This window comes from Oryzophilus luti, from assembly GCF_059726245.1.
In genome coordinates this window covers 3,505,435-3,524,193 of record NZ_AP040874.1, presented here as the reverse complement: position 1 = coordinate 3,524,193, position 18,759 = coordinate 3,505,435, and the positions used below count along the sequence as shown (strand labels likewise).

At 63.3% G+C, this 18,759-nt stretch carries 14 protein-coding genes; 7 read left to right on the top strand and 7 right to left on the bottom strand.

The window, feature by feature from the left end; all coding sequences use genetic code 11:
• Positions 1 to 16 precede the first annotated feature (16 nt).
• Positions 17 to 1,252, bottom strand: a complete 1,236-nt coding sequence (locus AC6IZO_RS15025; RefSeq protein ID WP_497806059.1) for an ABC transporter permease — start codon at positions 1,250 to 1,252, stop codon at positions 17 to 19.
• Positions 1,253 to 1,334: 82 nt separating this feature from the next.
• Positions 1,335 to 2,888 carry a hypothetical protein gene (locus tag AC6IZO_RS15020; RefSeq protein ID WP_497806057.1) on the bottom strand — a complete coding sequence of 518 codons (1,554 nt, stop codon included), beginning with the start codon at positions 2,886 to 2,888 and terminating at the stop codon, positions 1,335 to 1,337.
• 206 nt (positions 2,889 to 3,094) lie between these two features.
• Here AC6IZO_RS15020 and AC6IZO_RS15015 point away from each other — a divergent pair, with 206 nt between their 5' ends.
• On the top strand, positions 3,095 to 5,920 hold the full coding sequence (locus AC6IZO_RS15015; RefSeq protein WP_497806055.1) for a tetratricopeptide repeat protein: 2,826 nt from the start codon (positions 3,095 to 3,097) through the stop codon (positions 5,918 to 5,920).
• Between the two features lie 7 nt (positions 5,921 to 5,927).
• Here AC6IZO_RS15015 and AC6IZO_RS15010 read toward each other — a convergent pair whose 3' ends face one another.
• Together AC6IZO_RS15010 and AC6IZO_RS15005 are read right to left on the bottom strand one after the other, a co-directional pair.
• Positions 5,928 to 7,655, bottom strand: a complete 1,728-nt coding sequence (locus tag AC6IZO_RS15010) for a tetratricopeptide repeat protein (protein ID WP_497806053.1) — start codon at positions 7,653 to 7,655, stop codon at positions 5,928 to 5,930.
• A 151-nt stretch (positions 7,656 to 7,806) separates the two neighbouring features.
• A complete protein-coding gene (locus tag AC6IZO_RS15005) occupies positions 7,807 to 8,493 on the bottom strand; it encodes a lipid-binding SYLF domain-containing protein (protein ID WP_497806051.1) in 687 nt (228 codons plus the stop codon).
• Between the two features lie 208 nt (positions 8,494 to 8,701).
• Here AC6IZO_RS15005 and AC6IZO_RS15000 point away from each other — a divergent pair, with 208 nt between their 5' ends.
• The 4 genes from AC6IZO_RS15000 (at position 8,702) to AC6IZO_RS14985 (ending at position 12,416) form a co-directional block, all read left to right on the top strand.
• Entirely contained in the window at positions 8,702 to 10,129 is a 1,428-nt protein-coding gene (locus AC6IZO_RS15000; RefSeq protein ID WP_497806049.1) for a DUF389 domain-containing protein, read from the top strand.
• A gap of 95 nt (positions 10,130 to 10,224) precedes the next feature.
• Entirely contained in the window at positions 10,225 to 10,629 is a 405-nt protein-coding gene (locus tag AC6IZO_RS14995; RefSeq protein WP_497806047.1) for a hypothetical protein, read from the top strand.
• A 128-nt stretch (positions 10,630 to 10,757) separates the two neighbouring features.
• Complete coding sequence (locus AC6IZO_RS14990; protein WP_497806045.1) at positions 10,758 to 11,645, top strand: LOG family protein; 888 nt, start codon at positions 10,758 to 10,760, stop codon at positions 11,643 to 11,645.
• 3 nt (positions 11,646 to 11,648) lie between these two features.
• Positions 11,649 to 12,416, top strand: a complete 768-nt coding sequence (locus AC6IZO_RS14985) for a DUF4184 family protein (protein ID WP_497806043.1) — start codon at positions 11,649 to 11,651, stop codon at positions 12,414 to 12,416.
• 98 nt (positions 12,417 to 12,514) lie between these two features.
• Here AC6IZO_RS14985 and guaA read toward each other — a convergent pair whose 3' ends face one another.
• Together guaA and AC6IZO_RS14975 are read right to left on the bottom strand one after the other, a co-directional pair.
• Positions 12,515 to 14,089: a glutamine-hydrolyzing GMP synthase gene (guaA, locus tag AC6IZO_RS14980; protein WP_497806041.1), complete on the bottom strand. Its 1,575-nt coding sequence runs from the start codon at positions 14,087 to 14,089 to the stop codon at positions 12,515 to 12,517.
• Positions 14,090 to 14,134: 45 nt separating this feature from the next.
• A complete protein-coding gene (locus AC6IZO_RS14975; protein ID WP_497806039.1) occupies positions 14,135 to 15,076 on the bottom strand; it encodes a hypothetical protein in 942 nt (313 codons plus the stop codon).
• A gap of 81 nt (positions 15,077 to 15,157) precedes the next feature.
• On the opposite strand from AC6IZO_RS14975, the gene AC6IZO_RS14970 reads away from it, so the two are divergent.
• Positions 15,158 to 16,090 (top strand): deoxyribonuclease IV, encoded by a 933-nt coding sequence (locus AC6IZO_RS14970; protein ID WP_497806037.1) that lies wholly within the window; start codon positions 15,158 to 15,160, stop codon positions 16,088 to 16,090.
• A gap of 88 nt (positions 16,091 to 16,178) precedes the next feature.
• Positions 16,179 to 17,126, top strand: a complete 948-nt coding sequence (locus AC6IZO_RS14965) for an aldo/keto reductase (RefSeq protein ID WP_497806035.1) — start codon at positions 16,179 to 16,181, stop codon at positions 17,124 to 17,126.
• 34 nt (positions 17,127 to 17,160) lie between these two features.
• Here the strand turns inward: AC6IZO_RS14965 and murJ are convergent, their stop codons facing one another.
• Positions 17,161 to 18,753: a murein biosynthesis integral membrane protein MurJ gene (murJ, locus tag AC6IZO_RS14960; RefSeq protein ID WP_497806033.1), complete on the bottom strand. Its 1,593-nt coding sequence runs from the start codon at positions 18,751 to 18,753 to the stop codon at positions 17,161 to 17,163.
• Between the last annotated feature and the right edge of the window lie 6 nt (positions 18,754 to 18,759).

Sequence of the window (18,759 nt, the reverse complement as noted above, 5' to 3'; positions counted from 1 at the left end):
GTTCCCCTGATCTTTTCTAGGCATCTGCCCGCAGTGCTTCAATCGGGTTCAGCTTTGCCGCCTTGCGCGCCGGGTAGACGCCGAAGAACAAACCCACGCTGGCCGAAACCACCAGAGCCGTAATCACCGCCGAAATCGGGACGCTCATCGGCAGCGGCGTCTTGGCGTTCAAAATGATGGCCGCAATCCACGCCAGTGCAACCCCAATGGCGCCGCCCATGGCTGACATCACCGCCGACTCCACGAGGAACTGCGTCAGGATGTCTGACGTGCGCGCTCCCAGCGACTTGCGGATGCCAACCTCGCGCGTGCGCTCCGTCACCGAGGCCAGCATGACGTTCATGATGACGATGCCGCCGATGACCAGGAAGATGGAGACGAAGGCCACCATCGCACCCGCCATCGTGCCGGTCAGGCTGTGCCACAGGTCCATCAGGTTGTCGGCGCCGATGACGCCGAAATTGTCCTCTTCCTTGAAGCCCAGGTGACGCCGCGCGCGCATCAGCATGCGCGCCTCTTCCTTGGTCTGCTCCAGCATCTCCGGCGCCTGCGCCTGTATGTTGATGCTGAACCGGTCGGTGTGCGTGCCGTGCATCTTGAACCAGGTCTGCAGAGGAATGTAGATGAAGTTGTCCTGCGGCTGGCCCATCACCTCGCCGATCGGTTTGGCCACACCCACCACCTCGAACTCATTGCCCATGACGGTGATGGTCTTGCCCAGGGGGTCCACGTTCGGGAACAGCTTCTTCACCACGTCAGCGCCGATCATGGCCGCATAGGTGCGGTGATCGTTGTCATTGTCGTTGATGAAACGGCCGCGCTCGACTTCCTCGGTGGACATCTCAATGATGTTGGCCGTGGAGCCATGCACCACCACGTCTTCCGCCGTGTTGGCGCCGCGGCGCACCGTGTCATTCGCGCGGCAATCCAGGCCCACGTTCTTGGGCAGCTTCAACCCGTCGCGCAGCGCCAGAAAGTCCTCATAGGTCAACTGGCGATTGCGTCGGACGGCCTTCACCCAGTCCTCGTCGCTGTTGATAATGCCGAAGCGCGACACCATGAAGACGCCGTTACCCATGTTGGCCACACGGTCGGCAATGTACTGGTTGGTGCCGTTGATGAGCGCCACCACAAGAATCAGCGTGGAGACCGCCAGGATGACGCCCAGCAGCATGAGGAACGAACGCAGCTTGTGCGCCCGCAGAGTCTGGAAGGCGATGATGGTCGGTTCTCGTAAGGTCAATCGGCGCATGACAATCCCTGCCAGCTTGTACGCTGGCCAAAGGCAAATCGTTCCCTGAAATTGCGTTACGCCTGCGCCCTCCGGCGGGCGGCTACTTCAGGCGGCAGACGCGCACCTTTTCATTCTGATATGGGCACTCGGCGAATTCCGCCTTGCCGACATAGCCGCGCACCTGCACCCGGCCGTCACCGTACTGGTGAATGTAGGGATACTCCAGCACCACCCAGGTGACGCCGAACTGCCGCTTGAGCTGCGCGAAGTCCTCTGTGCCGAACTGGTTGAACCTCGCCAGCGCGTGCACCTCGCGCGACCAGCGCGGCGCCATCGACGGGAACAGGCAGGCAACGCCCGAATCCTTGTCCCAGTCGGCCATATTGCCGCGCTCGGAAAGCGCGCGAAAGCCATGGTAGTCCTCGCCATAGGCAATCTGGAAGTGGCGATCAAGCGCAAAGTAGGCATCCTTGGGGGTGTGGGTGCGAACCCAGTTGAACGATTCCACCCAGGCATTACCGGTCGGCTGGTTCGGCCACTCGATGTGGTGGGTCTTGGGGAACAGGTCACGTTGCGCGTACCACATGCCGGCGCAGAACGGCAGTACCAGCACGGCCCATCGCCACCAGCGCCGCTTCATCCACAACTCCGCCGCCAGCCCGCCGAACAGCAGCACCATCACCAAGTAGACGGAGTGGAACATTCGCAGGGGCTGATAAGAAGTCAGGCGCTCCAGACGTGCCGGGGTAGTTAATACCAAGGTAACAACCAGGGCGAAGCATCCCAGCAGCGACGTGCGTAGCGCCAGGCTGTGGACCGCCGGGCGGCGGTTCTTGGCCCAGCGCGCCAGCAGGTAAAGAATCACGATGGGACCGATGATGCCCAGCCACTCGTACCACTCCCAGCGGAGCAGGTAGTGCTGGCGCTTGATGCGTGCCGCCTCATACCACTCTGGCGGAGCGCTCTGGAACAAGGTGGCCAGCGGCGTCAGCAGTACAGTGAAGCGGATGGCCCGCTCGCCGAAGCGCTCCAGTGGCAGCACCAGAAAGGTGAGGAAGATGAGGCCGTAAAACGCCATCTGCACATGGATGACGGTCGCCATCGCCACCAGCAGCAATGCGGTCGCCGAACGATCCAGTGAAAGCCGCTTGTCGCGCTCACCGGGCAGCAGCACGCTGGCACCGATCAGCACCAGCGCCGTGGCCAATGTTCGAGGGTGCAAGTGCTGATCTGCCAGATAGATAGCAACACCGGCGACGGGCAGCGTCAGGAGTACGGCGACCGCCGTCACGGCCCCGGCACTCCCCTCCGGCTGGAAGAAGATGCGCCGCGCCACCAGCCAGCAGCCGCACAGGAACAGGAAGAGGCTCAGCAGATGCCAGGCAAATTCCATGGTTGGCAGGCTGCACCCCGTGGCCCGGACACTGGCGGCCACGATCTCATCCATGAGCGTTGGCCGGGTCTGCGGCTCAAACATGATGGTGTCGTGCGGATAAAGGGCGGGGTCTAAATGCTGGCGCACCGCAGGCAGGTAAATTGCTTCGTCTTCAATGCCCAGGTGATAGCCGTGCACCAACAGTGCCAAGGCAGTCAGGCAGAGCAAAAAGAGCGCAGTCAGGCAACGCGAGTTCAAACGCTCGGCGTGGGTCAGCATGGGAGGTCAGGTTTGAAGCTACTGTTCCTATTGCGGCCTGTCAATCGGACAACATCACAGGCGCACCTTCGTTCGGGCAGGGCCATTGGGAACCGGTCTTTGGGGGGTTACTCTGTGATACTGTTACCAGCAGATTTGGCCCTGCCCCCGAAGGGCCTCTCCACGAGCGAACTTCGGACTCCGCACTCGCGCATTTGGGGAAGACGATGCTTGGTTTTGGATTCAACAAAGAACGCACCCGCGCCACGGCTGAAAAGTACGTGCAGCAGAACAAGCTGCCGCAGGCGATTGCCGAATACGAGAAGCTGATCAAGCACGACCCGACCGACCTGCACGTGCTGAATACGATTGGCGACCTTTGCGTCAAGCTGAACCAGACGGCGCAGGCCGTGCAGAATTTCCGCACCGTGGCCGAGAGCTACGCCAAGGATGGCTATGCGCTGAAGGCGATCGCCATCTTTAAGAAGCTGACCAAGGTCGACCCCAAGGCGCTGAACGACGTGGAGCGTCTGGCCGAGCTTTACGCGCAGCAGAAGATGTCGAACGAGGCGCGCCAGCAGTTCGCCATCCTGGCCGACGCGCACACGCGCGGCGGGCGTCCCGCCGAGGCCATTCGCATCCTACGCCGCATCCTCACCTTTGATCCGGAAAACTCCGCGCTGCAGATGCGTCTTGCCGAGTTGCTGGTGCAGACCGGCAGCAAGCGCGAAGCACATGAATTGTTGATGAAATCAGCGGTGATGCTCTACGAGCGCAAAGCTCTGGAAGCCAGCCGCGACGTGCTGGGCCGCATCCTGGCCATTGATGCCGAAGATGTGCGTGCGAAAGAGATGCGCGCCAAGATCCTGGGCGAGCTGGGCGAGAACATGGCCGCCATCGCGCAATATGAGGCCATCGCCGATCTCGATTCGCGCCCCTCGGCCTTGCGCGGCCTGCTCCGGGCGCAACTGCAGCTTGGGCAGATGGATGAGGTCAACGCCGTTGCACGGCGCCTGCAAACCGTGCACCAGGACAGCTCCGGCATCCTGCAGCTGGCCGAGCGCCTCTTCACCGACGGCAAGCACATGGAGGCCCTGCGGCTCATTAATGAGTTCTCCGAGACGTTGCTGGTCAACAACTCGCAGGCCATTGCCATGTACCTGCACAGCAGCGTGGCCAAGGTAAAGGACGACCGCGAAGGACTCGATATTCTGCAGCGGCTCTTCCAGCGCTCCGGCGACCTGTCCCAGATGGGAGAGTTGACCGAGCTGCGCGCTCAGCTGGCCACCAACTCCGGCGACCTGCAACTGGCCCGTGATCTTTACTACGAACTCACGCAGGCCGAGCCCGATAATTCCCTGCATATGCAGAGCTACCGCCAGCTCTGCGCCAAGCTCGGCGGCCCCAGCCCCAACGACAAGCATCACGCGCTGACCGAGGACAACGAAGCCGCCATGATGATGGTGGATGGCCCTCTGGTGCAGACCTATGCGCCGGAGGTGGAAGAGGTCATCCGTGTGTCGTTGAGCGAAGCCGAAATGTGCGAGAACTACGGCGCCCCGGCGAATGCTCTGCCGGTGCTGGAGTCCGCACTGCGCCGCGCTCCGGAGGACGTGCGCCTCAACACCACGCTGGCCAGCATCTATACGCGGCTGGAGCGCCCCGCCGATACCCGGCGCTGCTACACAACGCTCTACAAGGTTTACAACCAGAAGGGACGGCTCGAGGAGGCACGCCGGTTCGCCGCCATGGCTGGCCTTGAACCGGCACAGGCCGCTGGCATCTCCGTGAAGGTGCAGCAGCCGGAGATTCCTGCATCCACCGTCACCAAGCCCGCAATTCCCGAGTTTATGATTGAGCCGGCGGCACCGCCTCCGGTTCCCGACCCGGTCTCCTACGGCGAAGTCGAGGAAATCGACCTCTCCGATGAATGGGACAGCGTCCATCAGCAGGAGATCAAGGGAACAAGCGATGTCCCCGTTCAGACGGCGCCAGCCGTTGAGTCCGTCTCCGAACTGGTGGAGGAGATACGCTTCTACCTCACGCAGAATATGTGGCGCGATGCGCAGAATGGGATTGACCGGCTGACGCAACTCGCCCCCGGACACCCTGCACTGCCCAAGCTGCGCCAGCAACTGACGGATGCGGGCCTGCTTTCAAATCCTCCGGCCAGTGCTGCCGGAAAGATGGCGCTGGTGGTTGAGGAAGCACCTGAAGAAGTAGCCCCACGGACTCCCGAACCTGTTCCGGCTCCGCCCGTCGAATCGGCCTGGCAGCCACCCGTCATCGAAGAACAGCCGTGGACTCCCCCGGCACCTACGCCGGAGCCGCCTGTGGTACAGCCCTTGGTGCCGCCGGCCGAGATTTTGCCGGAGGTAGCCGCAGCACCGGAACCTGCGGGGTTTGGCGATTTCGCCGCCGAACTGGATGCCTCGCTCGGTGACGCATTCGACCTCGCGCCAGTCGCTCCGCCGGCTCCTGCTGCCGCTACAACGGTGCCAGTGGTCAGCCCCCCTGTTGTTCCACCGCCCCCGGCATATGCCGCGCCGCAAGCATCCGCTCCGGTTGAAGCTCCGGTGCCGCAGATTGCCGCCTCCGCTGACAACGCCATGTTCGCCGACCTGATCGACGAATTCGAGGAGGGCGCCGCTCCGGAAGAGGAGGTCGACCTCGACCGCCACTACGAGCTAGGCATGGCCTATCGCGAAATGGGGTTGTACGACGAAGCCATCGGCGAGTTGCAGAAGGTGTGCTCCTCCGCCGAGGCCGGGCGGCCTTTCGCGCAGTTGCTGCAGGCCTACACGTGGCTGGCGCACTGCTTCGTGGAAAAGAGCCTGCCCGAAGCCAGCTTTAAGTGGTTTGAACGTGCCCTCACGGTTGCCCCTGACGAGCAGAGCCGCTCCGCCGTGCGCTATGACCTGGCCTGCGCGCTGCAAAACGCCGGGCGCATGCAGGATGCGTTGACGCAATTTCTGCAGGTGCTGGGCAACGATATCGATTTCCGCGACACGGCAGACCGCGTCCGCGAACTGCGGACGCAACTGGGCAGCTAGTCGGCAGCTATTGACGGAATGGTGAGGGTTGCCCCGTGCGCAGGGCCTCCAGCGCGCGGACGACCTGCCCGTTTGCAGGATTGATCCTCAGCTCTTCCGAGAAGGCTTGCTCGGCCGCGCTGCGGTTGCCCAGCGTCCAATGGGCAAAGCCGAGCATGGCATGCGCGTGCGGCCCCTTGGCGTCGAGCGCAATTGACTTCTTCGCTGCTGCCAGTGCACCGCTGGCATCGCCGGACTCGAGACAAAGTTCACTCAGCAGTGTCCACTCCTGCGCAATATCCGGGTTCAGGTCCATCGCACGGCCAAGGGCATCTGCTGCCGCCTTGCGGCTCCCGGCCTGATGGTAGGCGTTCGCTAGCTCCAACTGGAGCCGCGCATTCTGCGGCAGCAGCGCCACCGCGCGTTCCATCAACGGAACGCCATCGCGCAGGTTTCCCTTTTCCAGGTAGGTCATGCCAAGGTCTACAACGGCTACCGGGTTGTTAGGTGCAACCTCGACGGCATGACGGTAAAGCAGCAGGTTGCTGCCCCACGGCAATAGGTTGACCGAGAGCACCGCAAGATAAGTGGCCGCAACCGCCGACGCAGCCCAGCCCATGGATTTCGCCGACACTCCCTTGCGCGCGATCAACTCTTCCGCCGCCAGCGCCAGCAGCAGGCAGAAACCGACGCTCGGCAGGTAAAGATAGCGATCATGCACCCACTCCCCGGCGGGAAAAGCATTCATCTTGAGCACGGCCGGAGCCAGCGGCAACGCCACCCATAACAGGCAGGCAAGCACCGCGCCACGTCTGTCGCTATGACGAACCCAAAGGGCAAGCAACGCCACCAGAACGAGGAGCGCCAGCGTGACGGCCCAGAACTGCGTCTGCGCCGCACTGCGTACGATGGCAAAGTTCTGGTAGAGAGCCAGATGCCACGGCAGAACGAGCTGGCGAAAATAGAACAGCGCCGCCGACGGCATGCTCCACAGCAACTCCGCGGGAGACATGCTATGCATGGCCTCCGCGTGCAACACCGCGTGGCGCACCAGCAGATACCCTCCCGCCAGCAGCACATAAACCGGAAGCAGCATGGCCGCTCGACGCCGTGCAGCCGGGGCAACCACCGGCAGCATGGCCGCCAGCAAAAGCGGCAGCATGACGCCTGATTCCTTCGACAGCATGGCCAGCGCCGCCAGCACGACAGAGATCGCCGCCGCACGCGCGCCGCCTGTTTCCGCAAATTCCAAGTACCACAGCGCACTGCTGCAGACGAGCACCGTCAGCAGAGGGTCGGTCACACCGGAGACCCACGCGACGGATTCAATGTGCGCTGGATGCAGCGCGAACAGCACTCCGGCGGCGCAGGCCGCAATTCGTCCGACGCCCAGCCGCATTGCCAACCGGCACACCAGCACCGTGGCCAGCACATGCAGCGCCACGGAAGTAGCGTGCCAACCCGTCGGCTCCGCGCCGAACAAGGCGTAGTTGAGCCGCAGCCACAGCATGAAGACCGGACGGTAGTAAGGCAGAAAGTTGAACAGCCCTGCCCAGATGTCTGTGTGGAAATAGCGCAGCGTGGCGCTCCAACTGGCCAGCGCTGGGTTGCCGGCCACCTGCACGGCGTCGTCGCTGACAAAGCCAAAGGCCAGCGTGCCTACATATGCGAGAACCGCGCAGACAGCCGCCACGATCTCGGCAGCCCAGCGCTTGCGCAGCAGTTCCGGCAGCGATGCCTCGTTCGGTTCGCTCATGGCCGTATTGTAGCGAAGCGTACGCGGCACAAAGCGCAAGGCGTCCGCATGGTTCAGCCGAAGAACCATTGCATACAGGGTGGTCGGGTGAAATCTCTGAAGGCGGGAGCGGGTTGGCCCGCCCGGCACAGCGCCAGGCGGGCTGTTCCGGTTACTTGCTATGGTGCGGAGACTTCTTGTTCAGCGTGGAAAGCAATACTCTCGCCGAAGCAGGCGCCTTTACCGCATTGCCCAGCACAATCTTCTTGGCATCAATCTCTCTGCCATAGAGCTTCTTGATTGCGCCATTATCGGGCCGCAGCGTGGAGCCTTCCAGCGAGATGCCCGCGAACAGGCCGCGCGAGCGCGAGTAGCTCAGGATCTCCGCGCGCATGGTCACGTCGGTGGCGGCGGCGGCATCGCGCCCCTTGGGCCCGGCGGCAGCGGCGGCATCCGCGCCCAGCTTTACCTTGCCGGTAAGAATGCCATTTGCCCCGCGGTCATTCATCACCAGCAGCACAAAGTCCGTGGCCTGCCCGCCGAGTTGCAGCCCAAAGCTTCCGCCCTCCAGGGCGATCATGGCCGGAGCTCCCCAAGACCCCTTGAAGTTGTTGGTGCGGCACGTCATCACGCCGCGCCCGTAGTTGCCACCCAGTCCGATGGCGAACTTGATCACCGAAGGCAGAACAATCACGCAGTCGGCCTGATTCAGGATCGACTCCGGAATTCCCTCCGGAATGTTCAGAATCTCCTGCATCACCTTGCCTGCGTTCTGAACCCGCTCTGTTTCCTTCTCAGAAGCCCAACTGGTTGAAATCGCCAGGCACACAAGCGCCAATAACGCTGTCAATTTCTTCACTGGAATCTCCTTTCCGCGTTCCTCGAAAAGCGGTTGTCGCGTTCCATCCCCCGCATCGTCGGAGATGACCCTCTGTTGCAGCCTCCAAAGTCTAATCCAAACTGAGGAGATTCGGGGAGCCTGCCTTCCCGCGGGGACAGTGGATAGACCGACAGAAGGCTGGCTCTCGGGCTCAAATGGAATAGAATCTCAAGCTCGGAGGAGCCTTGTGACCGACCAGACATTGACGCCTACCACCTGGGCGAGACTTCAGCACTGGCTGCGGATCGTGCCGGAGAGCAAGCCTTTTGTCTATCAGCAGATTGCTGAATCCGCTGATCCCACGAACCTGAACTACTGGTTGGAAATCATCTTCGCTGCCGGAATCGCCACCTTGGGACTCGTCCTCAATAGTCCAGCCGTCATCATTGGCGCCATGCTGATTTCGCCACTGATGGGCCCCATTATGGCCACGGGGCTGGCACTGGCCGCCGGAGATCTGTATCTGGCCGCGAGAGCCGTGGGCACGCTTCTTATCAGCATACTGGTATCCATCGGGCTGTCGGCATCCTTCGTCTGGATGCTGCCCTTCCACTCGGTCACCGGGGAGGTGCTGGCGCGCACCAACCCCAACCTGCTCGACCTCGGCGTGGCTTTGTTCTCGGGCCTGGCAGGCTCCGTGATGTTATGCCGCATGGGTTCCGGAAACCAGGCGACCACGCTGCCCGGTGTCGCCATCGCCGTGGCCCTCATGCCGCCGCTCTGCACCGTGGGGTTTGGGCTGGGCAACGGCGCGGACACGACCATCATGCGCGGCGCCGGATTGCTGTTCCTGACCAACCTGGTGACGATCGCTGCCAGCGCCTTTCTGATTTTCGTGTTGACCGGCATGAATTCACCGGAGATATGGACCGATGTGGAGCACTTCCGCCGCAGCCGCATTTTCGCCCGGCGCATGCTGCGTGGCCCATTCGCCCGGCTTGTCACCGGCGCAGGACAAATGCGGTGGCGGCTGGTAATGGTACTGGTACTGGTCGCTGCAATCGCCCTTCCCCTGCAAAGCGCCCTGCACCAGGTGGCAACCGAAGCCGCTGCACGCACGGCGGTGCAGGAGGCCGTAAAACACCTGCTTCCTGCCGGGGCCGTACTGTCGCGGCAAGTGGAAGTCGGACGCAGTTCCGTGCTGGTTCGCCTCGTCTCCACAAGCACTGTTCCCGAGGATACGGTGCGGCAAGCTGAAATGGATATTTCAAGGCGATCGGGCCTCAAGGCGGAAATCGCGGTTTCCACGGTGGCGAGCCAGAGCGAATTGACGGAGCTGATGCAGCGCCTCACTCCGGTGGCCCAGCCGCCCGCGCCTTCGGCACCCAAATCACTCGCAGAAATTCAAGCGGAACTGGTGGCGCGTTATGCGCCGGCGATCAAAGCAGCCTGGCCCCAGGAGATTCCCCTTCAGGCATTCAACATTCAGCTTGATGCCAATGGCGCCACGGTATTCGCACGCTATGAGGCCAGACGCCCGCTGGATCCTGTGGCTCAGTCTCTAATTGAAAAACAACTCCGCGAGCAGCTTGCGCTTCCCAATCTCACGCTCATGGCCGAACGTGTCTCCCCCGCAAAGACGCGATCGGCGAAGAGCACTGCGGGAAAGAAATAGTACGGCACCAATCCGAACGCCGCTTCCTGAGGGACGCGTGACAATTGAGGGACCGCCCCTGCACGAAACCCCTCGCTCGACGTAGAATCCTAACCATGGATTTTCAGCGCCCGGCAGGAGACCACGGTCTGCCCGACGAGCCCGCCCAGCCCTACTCCGCACCTGCACCGCGGGATCAGTCTCCCATGGCTGAATTCCACGGCATGCCGCGCACGGATTTCTCAACGCCCGTGACGCCGGTGGCGACTGTCCCCATCTGGGCGCAACGGCTGTTGCTGGTGCTGGAAGTGGTCGTGGCCGTGTGGGCCGGCATTGTGCTGACCGTGCTGCCTTGGACGCCTTTCTGGGCTTCCAATCCGCTGCTTCGTCATCTGCCGATCCTGAAGCTGGTATTGTTGAACAACTTCACACGCGGCGTGCTGACCGGCATCGGCCTACTCGACATTTGGATCGGAATCTTCGACGCCATCTACTATCACGACACGCCCACGCGCCGCTGAGCACTTTTCCGTACAACCGCACGGAGGTTGCGACACCACAGCGCGGGCAAAGTCGCGCTGCCGTGGAAAACGCAAAACTCACGGCGCAAAACTTGTGTATCCTTGCTCCCCGGAGCGTCTAATTCCCTATGGACGAACACAAGAAGAATCATTTTGGCCGCGCGGCGCTGGCGTATGAGAACGCTAATTTTCTGAACAGCCCCGATGGCCGCCCGTTGCGCATCCTTTCCGAATACATGGAGCCTCTGGCGCGGTTCCGCCATGAGCACGTGCAGGATACGGTCGTCTTTTTCGGCTCGGCTCGCTTCCACAGCCGCAGCCAGGCGGAAGAAGAGTTGCTGCTGCTCGAGAAGCCCTATGGCGCCGCCCCCGCTCCTGAGGAGGAGCAGCGCAAGGTGCGCCGCGCGCAGATGGGCGTGCAGATGGCCCGCTACTACGAAGATGCGCGCCGATTGGCCTACCTGTTGACGCAGTGGAGCATGTCGATCCCTTCGCGGCGGCGCCGCTTCGTTGTCACCACCGGGGGTGGCCCCGGCATCATGGAAGCCGCCAACCGCGGCGCGCGCGAAGCCGGCGGGGAGACGCTCGGGCTGAACATCAAGCTGCCCTTTGAGCAGATGCCCAACCCCTACATCTCGCCCTCCTTGAACTTTGAGTTCCACTACTTCTTCATGCGCAAGCTGTGGTTCGCCTATCTGGCCAAAGGGCTGGTGGTTTTCCCCGGCGGCTTTGGCACGCTTGACGAGCTGTTTGAGCTGCTGACGCTGGCACAGACGGAGAAACTCGCCAAGAAGCTGACGATCCTCATCTATGGCGAGGATTACTGGCGCAAGGTCATCAACCTGGAGGCGCTGGCCGATAGCGGCACCATCTCCGAGAAGGACCTGTCGCTGTTCCGCTTCGTCAATTCACCCGACGAGGCCTTTGAGATTCTGCGGGACGAGCTGACGGAACGCCATCTCGGCCCCGTGCAGGACAAGCCGCACGACGAGGACACGACGAGGACGGGCCACTAGACAATGCCGTTCACTCCCGCCCACGCCGCCGCTTATCTTCCGTTCCGGCGGATGGGCTTTGTTGCGTCTGCGTTCATCGTTGGCACGCTCGCCCCGGACTTTGGCTACTTTGTACTGCTCGGCCCACACCATGTGGGGCATCGCTGGCCGGGTGTTCTGCTTTACACGCTGCCCGCCTCGCTCCTGGCCCTGTGGCTGTTCCACGCGGTACTCAAGCGGCCGCTGGCAGCACTGCTGCCGGTCTCGATGGAAGAGCATGTGAAGCCGCTATTGGGCCCGTTCGCGTGGGGGCCGCCATCGCGCTTTGCGCGCATTGTGCTCTCGGCCGCTGCGGGCATTGCCACGCACATTCTCTGGGACGCATTCACCCATCGCGACAGCCCGCTCGCCGAACGCTGGCCCCTGCTGCTCCGCATGGTGAACGAGCCATTCATCGGCCCGCGCCATGTCTACACCGTGCTGCAACACGTCAGCAGCGTGCTCGGGCTGGTCGCACTCACCGTCTGGTTCGCACTCTGGATGCGGCGAACTCCAGCCACAAACTGCGCGCCAGGGGAGGTTCACCGCTCATCGGCCAGCCGCCTGCTCTTCGTCGCCATGCTCTTTGTGATCGCTGCGGCGTTGGCCTTCGCACGCGTGGTGTGGCTGTTGCGCGTACCCGACGGCAATCCTCTCATCGTACTGCTGGTCATCAACACCATGGCGTTTTTCGCCCTTGAGCTGATCGCCTATGCGCTCTGGTGGAATGGCCGCGCCGCGTTCCGCTCCTAGTACCCTCTCCTCACCAACTGACCGGCCTCATTGAGCGCGTAAAAGCAAAGGGCCGCAGCATCGCCACGGCCCTTCAGCTTCAAACTCCCTTACAAAACCTACTCCCACTCGATGGTTCCGGGCGGCTTCGAGGTGATGTCATACACCACGCGGTTGATGCCCTTCACCTCGTTCACAATCCGGCTGCTGATGGTCTTCAGCACCTCATAGGGCAGCGGCACCCAGTCGGCGGTCATGCCGTCTTCGCTGTGCACGGCGCGGATGGCGCAGGTGTAGGCGTAGGTGCGCTGGTCGCCCATCACGCCCACGCTCATCACCGGCAACAGCACGGCAAACGACTGCCAGATCTTCTCGTACAGGCCCGCGCGGCGGATCTCGGTGATGACGATGTCATCGGCTTCCTGCAGTAGCGCAATGCGCTCCGGCGTGATTTCGCCGAGAATGCGCACGGCCAGGCCGGGGCCGGGGAAGGGCTGGCGTTGCAGCATCTCGTCCGGCACGCCAAGGTCGCGGCCAATGCGGCGCACTTCGTCCTTGAACAGGTCCTTCAGAGGCTCAATCAGCTTGAGCTTCATCTTTTCCGGCAGGCCGCCCACGTTGTGGTGGCTCTTGATGGTCTGCGACGGGCCGCGCACGCTGACCGACTCGATCACGTCCGGATAGAGCGTGCCCTGCACCAGCCAATCGACGTGTCCGCTTTCGCGCTCGATGCGCTGCGCCTCCGCGTCAAAGACCTCTATGAACTCGTTGCCGATGATCTTGCGCTTCTTTTCCGGTTCGGTCACGCCCGCCAGCTTTGACAGGAAGCGATCCGAGGCGTCGACGGCGTCAATATTCAGCCCGAGCTTGGTGCGCAGGTTTTCCTGCACCTTGGCAAACTCGTTCTTGCGCAGCACGCCGTTGTTCACGAACACGCAGGTCAGCCGAGAGCCGATCGCACGATGCACCAGCGTGGCCGCCACGCTGGAATCCACGCCACCGGAGATGGCGCAGATGGCGCGGCCGTTCTCGCCAACCGTCTCGCGCACCTGCGCGATGGTCGACTCGATGAACTTCTTCGGCGTCCACGAGGGCTCCGCCTGGCACACGCCAAAAACGAAGTTGCGCAGCACCTGCGCGCCCAGCGGCGTATGGTGCACTTCCGGGTGGAACTGCACGGCATAGAACTTGCGCGCGGCGTCTTCGATGGCGGCGATGGCATTGGAGGTGCGCGCCACCAGCTTGAAGCCCGGCGCGAGTTTCTCCGCCTCATCGCCGTGCGACATCCAGACCGAGAGCGTCTTGGGCAGCTCGGCAAACAGCACCGACGATTCTTCAACCGTCACTTCGGCGTGGCCGTACTCGCGCTTGCTGGCGGCATGTACTGTGCCACCCAGCTTGTGCGTCATGAACTGCAGCCCGTAGCAGATGCCAAGCACCGGCAGGCCCAGGTGCAACACGCGGTCATCGGCGGGCGGCGCGTCCGGGTCATAAACCGAGCACGGGCCGCCGGAGAGGATGATGCCGACCGGGTTGGCGGCCTTTACATCCTCCAGCTTCGCCGTACAGGGCAGCACCACGCTGTAGACGTTGAATTCACGAATGCGGCGCGCAATCAGTTGCGTGTATTGCGAGCCGAAATCGAGGACGACAATGGCGGGAAGAGCTTGATGTTCCACACTTAAGGTTCGCATTCCGGGCGCTCGAATGTAAAGCCTCTCGCGCCGGGAACACCCGTTTCAGGCCTGTTTTGCCACCACCTCGGCCCCAACGGGCATGGATTGCACCGCCAGCGCAGCATAGGCGCCCATGCGCGCCAGCGCAAAGTAGTCGCTCACCGCACAGTAGACGACCGTCAGCGCCGTGGCCACGCCGCCCGTCACCCACACCGGCGCGGAATTCGCCAGCGGGATGCACACCAACCCGGCGGCACCGAAAACAAACAGGCAGACGATCTCCACCGCCGCGCCGCCCAACCGGATTTCACGCAACGCAGACTTCTGCTCGCGGGCAAACAGCAGCGTCTTGGCAATGGCCGTCAGGGTACCTGCGCCATCGCGCGCCACAAACACCGGGGCAATCACCAGCACCTTGTCCACCGCCGTCCACGCCAGCATAGACACACCGAAGACGAACAGAAAGACCAGCGCGCCCAGCAGGAGGCGGCCCACATCCTGGCCGTCTCCGCGCACGCCGGAGGCGATCAGCGAGGCCCCCACATAGCCGATGAACAGAATAAGTCCCATCATCACGCGCGCCGCGCTAAGGCCGGCCATCGCGCGCCAGGCGGAAGCCTTCCACTCAGGCAGTTCGCGTCCGCCTTCGATGGCGAACCGCCGCGCCAGCGAACGCACGGTTGCCCCGCGCCCGATGGTCACAGCCATGGCCCACAGAATGGCCAGCGCGGGCAGCGCCCAAGCCAGCACGCGCACGAGGATGGGCAACACGTCGCCCAGCATGTCCGTGATGGCGCCCATCATCATCTCCGGGTTGCGCGTGGAGAGCATCTGCTGGTCCATCTGCGTCAACTGCACGGCGTTGACGATGGGCCGCAAGCTCAGGAAAAGGATTCCCATTGCGCCCAGCCCGAATGACCAGCGCCACAGCAGCTCCAGCAGGTACAGGCTCGGCTCGGACTTGATGGCCCGCAGCCCTTCACGCGAGGAATCCGTCGGTCTCATGGCAGCAAGCATACGCCGCGCCGGACGGGGCGAACAGCCCCGCGGTGCTACACTCACAAGTTCCCCGGAGGTTGCATCGACATGCCCCGTGCCATCAGCAAAGGCGCAGAAAAAGACGTTCTCAAGCTCATCCCTGCTCCCGCCGAACCGCCCGTGCGCCCTGCGCGCCGCATCGGCATACACACCTCCACCGCCGGAGGCGTGGAGCTGGCCGCCGAGCGTGCCTACCGCCTGGGCTGTGGCGCATTGCAGATCTTCTCCTCGAGTCCGCGCATGTGGCGTCCGTATGACCTGACGCCCGTGCAGTGCGAGACCATGCGCTCGCTGCGTGCAAAGTACGACTTGAAACCGCTGGTCATCCACGCCAACTACCTCATCAATGTGGCAGCCGTGAATGACGAAATTCTCGAGAAGAGCGTCACGGCCTTTCGTGGTGAGATGGAGCGCGGCCTCGCGCTGGGCGCCGAGTACATCGTGCTGCATCCCGGCTCGTGGCGCGGCAGCACGCGCGAGGATGGCCTGCGCAAGGCCGTGGAGACCATTGCCCGCGCCGCCGACAAGCTCGCCCTCGCAGATGGCGGGCTGACCGTGCTCATCGAAAACACGGCCGGCTCCGAGCACTCCTTGGGCGGCAGCTTTGAGCAGGTTGCCGAGTTGGTGAGCGCGCTGCGCTCGCGCGTGCCCGCAGCCGCCTGCATCGACACCTGTCACACGCACGTCTGCGGCTACGACCTGGTAACCCCCGAGGGCTACGAAGCGACCATGCGCCAGCTTGACGATACGATCGGCCTCTCCAACGTCCCCGTCTGGCATTGTAATGACGCGAAGGCCGCCTGCGGCAGCAAGCTCGACCGCCACGAACACATCGGCCGCGGCACCATTGGCACCGCGCTCTTCCGTCGCCTGCTCAACGATCCGCGCACGGCTCACGCCGCATTCCTGGCCGAGACGCCAATTGATGAGCCGCTCGACGACCTGCACAACGTGCAGGCCCTGCAGCAACTGGTGAGCTAGCCCGGGCGCGCAGGCTGCTACCTTCTCCGCGTTTCGCGCATCCAACCAGAGAGAACGTTACTGTTTTGGTTGCGAAAGGACTTTTGAAATGCAGTTCCGTAAGCTTGGTAATTCCGGACTCGAAATTGTTCCGCTGGTCTTTGGCGGCAACGTCTTTGGCTGGACCGCGGACGCCGCGCGCTCCTTCAAGCTGCTCGACGCCTTTGTGGACCTGGGCCTGAACGCCATCGACACCGCCGACGTTTACTCGCGCTGGGCGCCGGGCAACAAGGGCGGCGAATCCGAGACGATTCTGGGCGAGTGGTTTGCCAAGAGCGGCAAGCGCGACAAGGTCCTGCTGTTCACCAAGGTCGGCATGGACCTGGGCGACGGCAAGACCGGCCTGCGCAAGGCGTACATCATTCAGGCCGTTGAGGACTCTCTGCGCCGCCTGCGCACCGACCACATCGACCTCTATCAGTCGCACCGCGACGACGAAAGCACGCCGCTCGAAGAGACGCTCGAAGCTCACGCTTCGCTGATCGCCTCCGGCAAGGTACGCGCCATCGGCGCTTCCAACTACACGGGCGCGCGGCTGGAGCAGGCTCTGGAAGTGAGCAGGCAGCACAATCTGCCGCGCTATGAGACCCTGCAACCGCAGTACAACCTTGTGGAGCGCGCCACCTACGAGCAGGACCTGGAGCCCGTGGTGCTCAAGCACAAGCTCGGCGTCATTCCTTACTACTCGCTCGCCAGCGGCTTCCTGAGCGGCAAGTACCGCACCGAGGCCGATCTGAAGGGCAAGGCGCGCGGTGCCGGAGCAGGCAAGTATCTGAACGTTCGCGGCCTGCGCGTGCTCTCCACGCTCGACACGCTGGCCGCCGAGACCAGGCACTCGCACGCGGCCATCGCCCTGGCTTGGCTGATCGCGCGGCCCTCCATCACCGCGCCGATTGCCAGCGCCACCACCGTGGAGCAGCTTAAAGACCTGAGTTCGGCCATCGACCTGAAGCTCACGGCCGAGCAGATTGCGGCGCTGAACAAAGCCAGCGAATAGGTTTTCACGGAATAGAGAATGGTGGGAGCCGGGGTCAGCTTCGCCGCAGACGGCGCAGCAACACCTCGGCTCCCGCGCCAACACCCAGCAATCTTGTGAACAGCAGATAGAGCGCGCCAAACGGCACCAGCACGGCGATGCCGGTCAGTACCGGATGCTGCACGGGCATGAAGTACTCAATGGCCGCGCCCGCCACGGCCGCCACCAGCGCCGCCGCCCACAGCTTCGCCACGAACACCACGGGGAACTCCACGCGCCCAATGCGTTCGCGCAGCGCGTGGCGCAGCATCGTAAACTCCACCCAGCCGGCAATGCCCGCCGAGGCCGTCAGACCGGCGACGCCCCAGTTCAACTCAATGTGCAGCAGGCGCGGCGTCGGAATCGCCATTAGGTAGCCCAGCGCCAGCGTAAGCACCACGCGGATGATGGCGAAGCGCAGAGGCGTGCGCGTGTCGCGCAGCGCGTAGAAGGTCGAGGAGTACAGCCGCCCCATGGTCTGCGCCAGCAGGCCCACGCCGGAGCCGGCCAAAGCGGCCCACACAAAGAGCACGTCCGTGCGGCCAAAGCGTCCCGACTGATAGATGGTCGCAGCCACCACGTTGCCGAGCAGCACAAAAGCCACGGCCGAGGGCACTACGAAGTAGGCAATCTTTTCCAGCCCCGCCGCCAGCCTCGTGCGCAGCGTCGCCGCAATCTCCGAGTCGGTCCCCAGGGCGCTCGACATCGCAGGCAACTCGGCGGCCGAGACCGACATGCCGAACAGCGAGACCGGCAGCATGTAAAGCGTTTGCGCGTAGCCGAGCAGCACGTTGCCGTTCGGCAAAAAGCTGGCAAGCTGAAGGTCGATGAAGCCGGAGATCTGGAAGACGCCGCGGCTGATGAACACCGGCACAAACGCCGCAATCACCGCCGCCACGTGCGCCGTGCGCAGCGCAAAGCGTCCGTTCACCGGACGCAGGATGCGCAGCACGCTCGGTATCTGCACACCGAACTGCAACAGCGCGCCCACTACCGTGGCCCAGGAGATGACGTAGGACAGTGGCACCGTGCCGAGCTTGGCCAGCCCGCCCTTCCACAGCAGCGCCACAATAATCGCCACATTCATCACCACCGGCGCGGCGTAGGAGAGGAAGAACTTGCGGTGGCTGTTCAGCACGCCCAGGCACCAGGCGGAGAACACCAGCAGCCCCGTGCCGGGGAAGACGATGCGCACCAGCGCGATGGTCAGCTCGCGCTTTTCGCCCGCAAAGCCCGGCGTCAGAATGGTGACCAGCAGCGGCGCGCACAGTATGCCCAGCCCGACCACGACCGCCGCCACCATGGCCAGCAGCGCGAAGATCGCTTCCGCCAGTTCGCTGGCTTCCTTGTCGCGGCCTTCGGCCCGCAGGCGCGCGTAGACCGGAATGAACGACGCCGAAAGCACGCCTTCGCCCAGCAGATTCTGCAGCATGTTGGGCATGCGGAAAGCCGCATTGTAGGCGTCCGCCGCCAGCCCCGCGCCCAGGTATTTGGCGCGCAAACGCCAAGTCACCAGCCCTGCCAGCCGGCTTAGCAGGATGCCGGCGGCCACCATGGCGGAGGAGCCACGGGCCGGGCGGGGCGCTTTGTTCGTCGTGTTTTCAGCCAAGTTGAT

Coding starts and splice junctions, on each gene's coding strand:
- AC6IZO_RS15025 (WP_497806059.1), bottom strand. CDS start 1,252: ATGCGCCGATTGACCTTACGAGAACCGACCATCATCGCCTTCCAGACT.
- AC6IZO_RS15020 (WP_497806057.1), bottom strand. CDS start 2,888: ATGCTGACCCACGCCGAGCGTTTGAACTCGCGTTGCCTGACTGCGCTC.
- AC6IZO_RS15015 (WP_497806055.1), top strand. CDS start 3,095: ATGCTTGGTTTTGGATTCAACAAAGAACGCACCCGCGCCACGGCTGAA.
- AC6IZO_RS15010 (WP_497806053.1), bottom strand. CDS start 7,655: ATGAGCGAACCGAACGAGGCATCGCTGCCGGAACTGCTGCGCAAGCGC.
- AC6IZO_RS14995 (WP_497806047.1), top strand. CDS start 10,225: ATGGATTTTCAGCGCCCGGCAGGAGACCACGGTCTGCCCGACGAGCCC.
- AC6IZO_RS14990 (WP_497806045.1), top strand. CDS start 10,758: ATGGACGAACACAAGAAGAATCATTTTGGCCGCGCGGCGCTGGCGTAT.
- AC6IZO_RS14985 (WP_497806043.1), top strand. CDS start 11,649: ATGCCGTTCACTCCCGCCCACGCCGCCGCTTATCTTCCGTTCCGGCGG.
- guaA (WP_497806041.1), bottom strand. CDS start 14,089: ATGCGAACCTTAAGTGTGGAACATCAAGCTCTTCCCGCCATTGTCGTC.
- AC6IZO_RS14975 (WP_497806039.1), bottom strand. CDS start 15,076: ATGAGACCGACGGATTCCTCGCGTGAAGGGCTGCGGGCCATCAAGTCC.
- AC6IZO_RS14970 (WP_497806037.1), top strand. CDS start 15,158: ATGCCCCGTGCCATCAGCAAAGGCGCAGAAAAAGACGTTCTCAAGCTC.
- AC6IZO_RS14965 (WP_497806035.1), top strand. CDS start 16,179: ATGCAGTTCCGTAAGCTTGGTAATTCCGGACTCGAAATTGTTCCGCTG.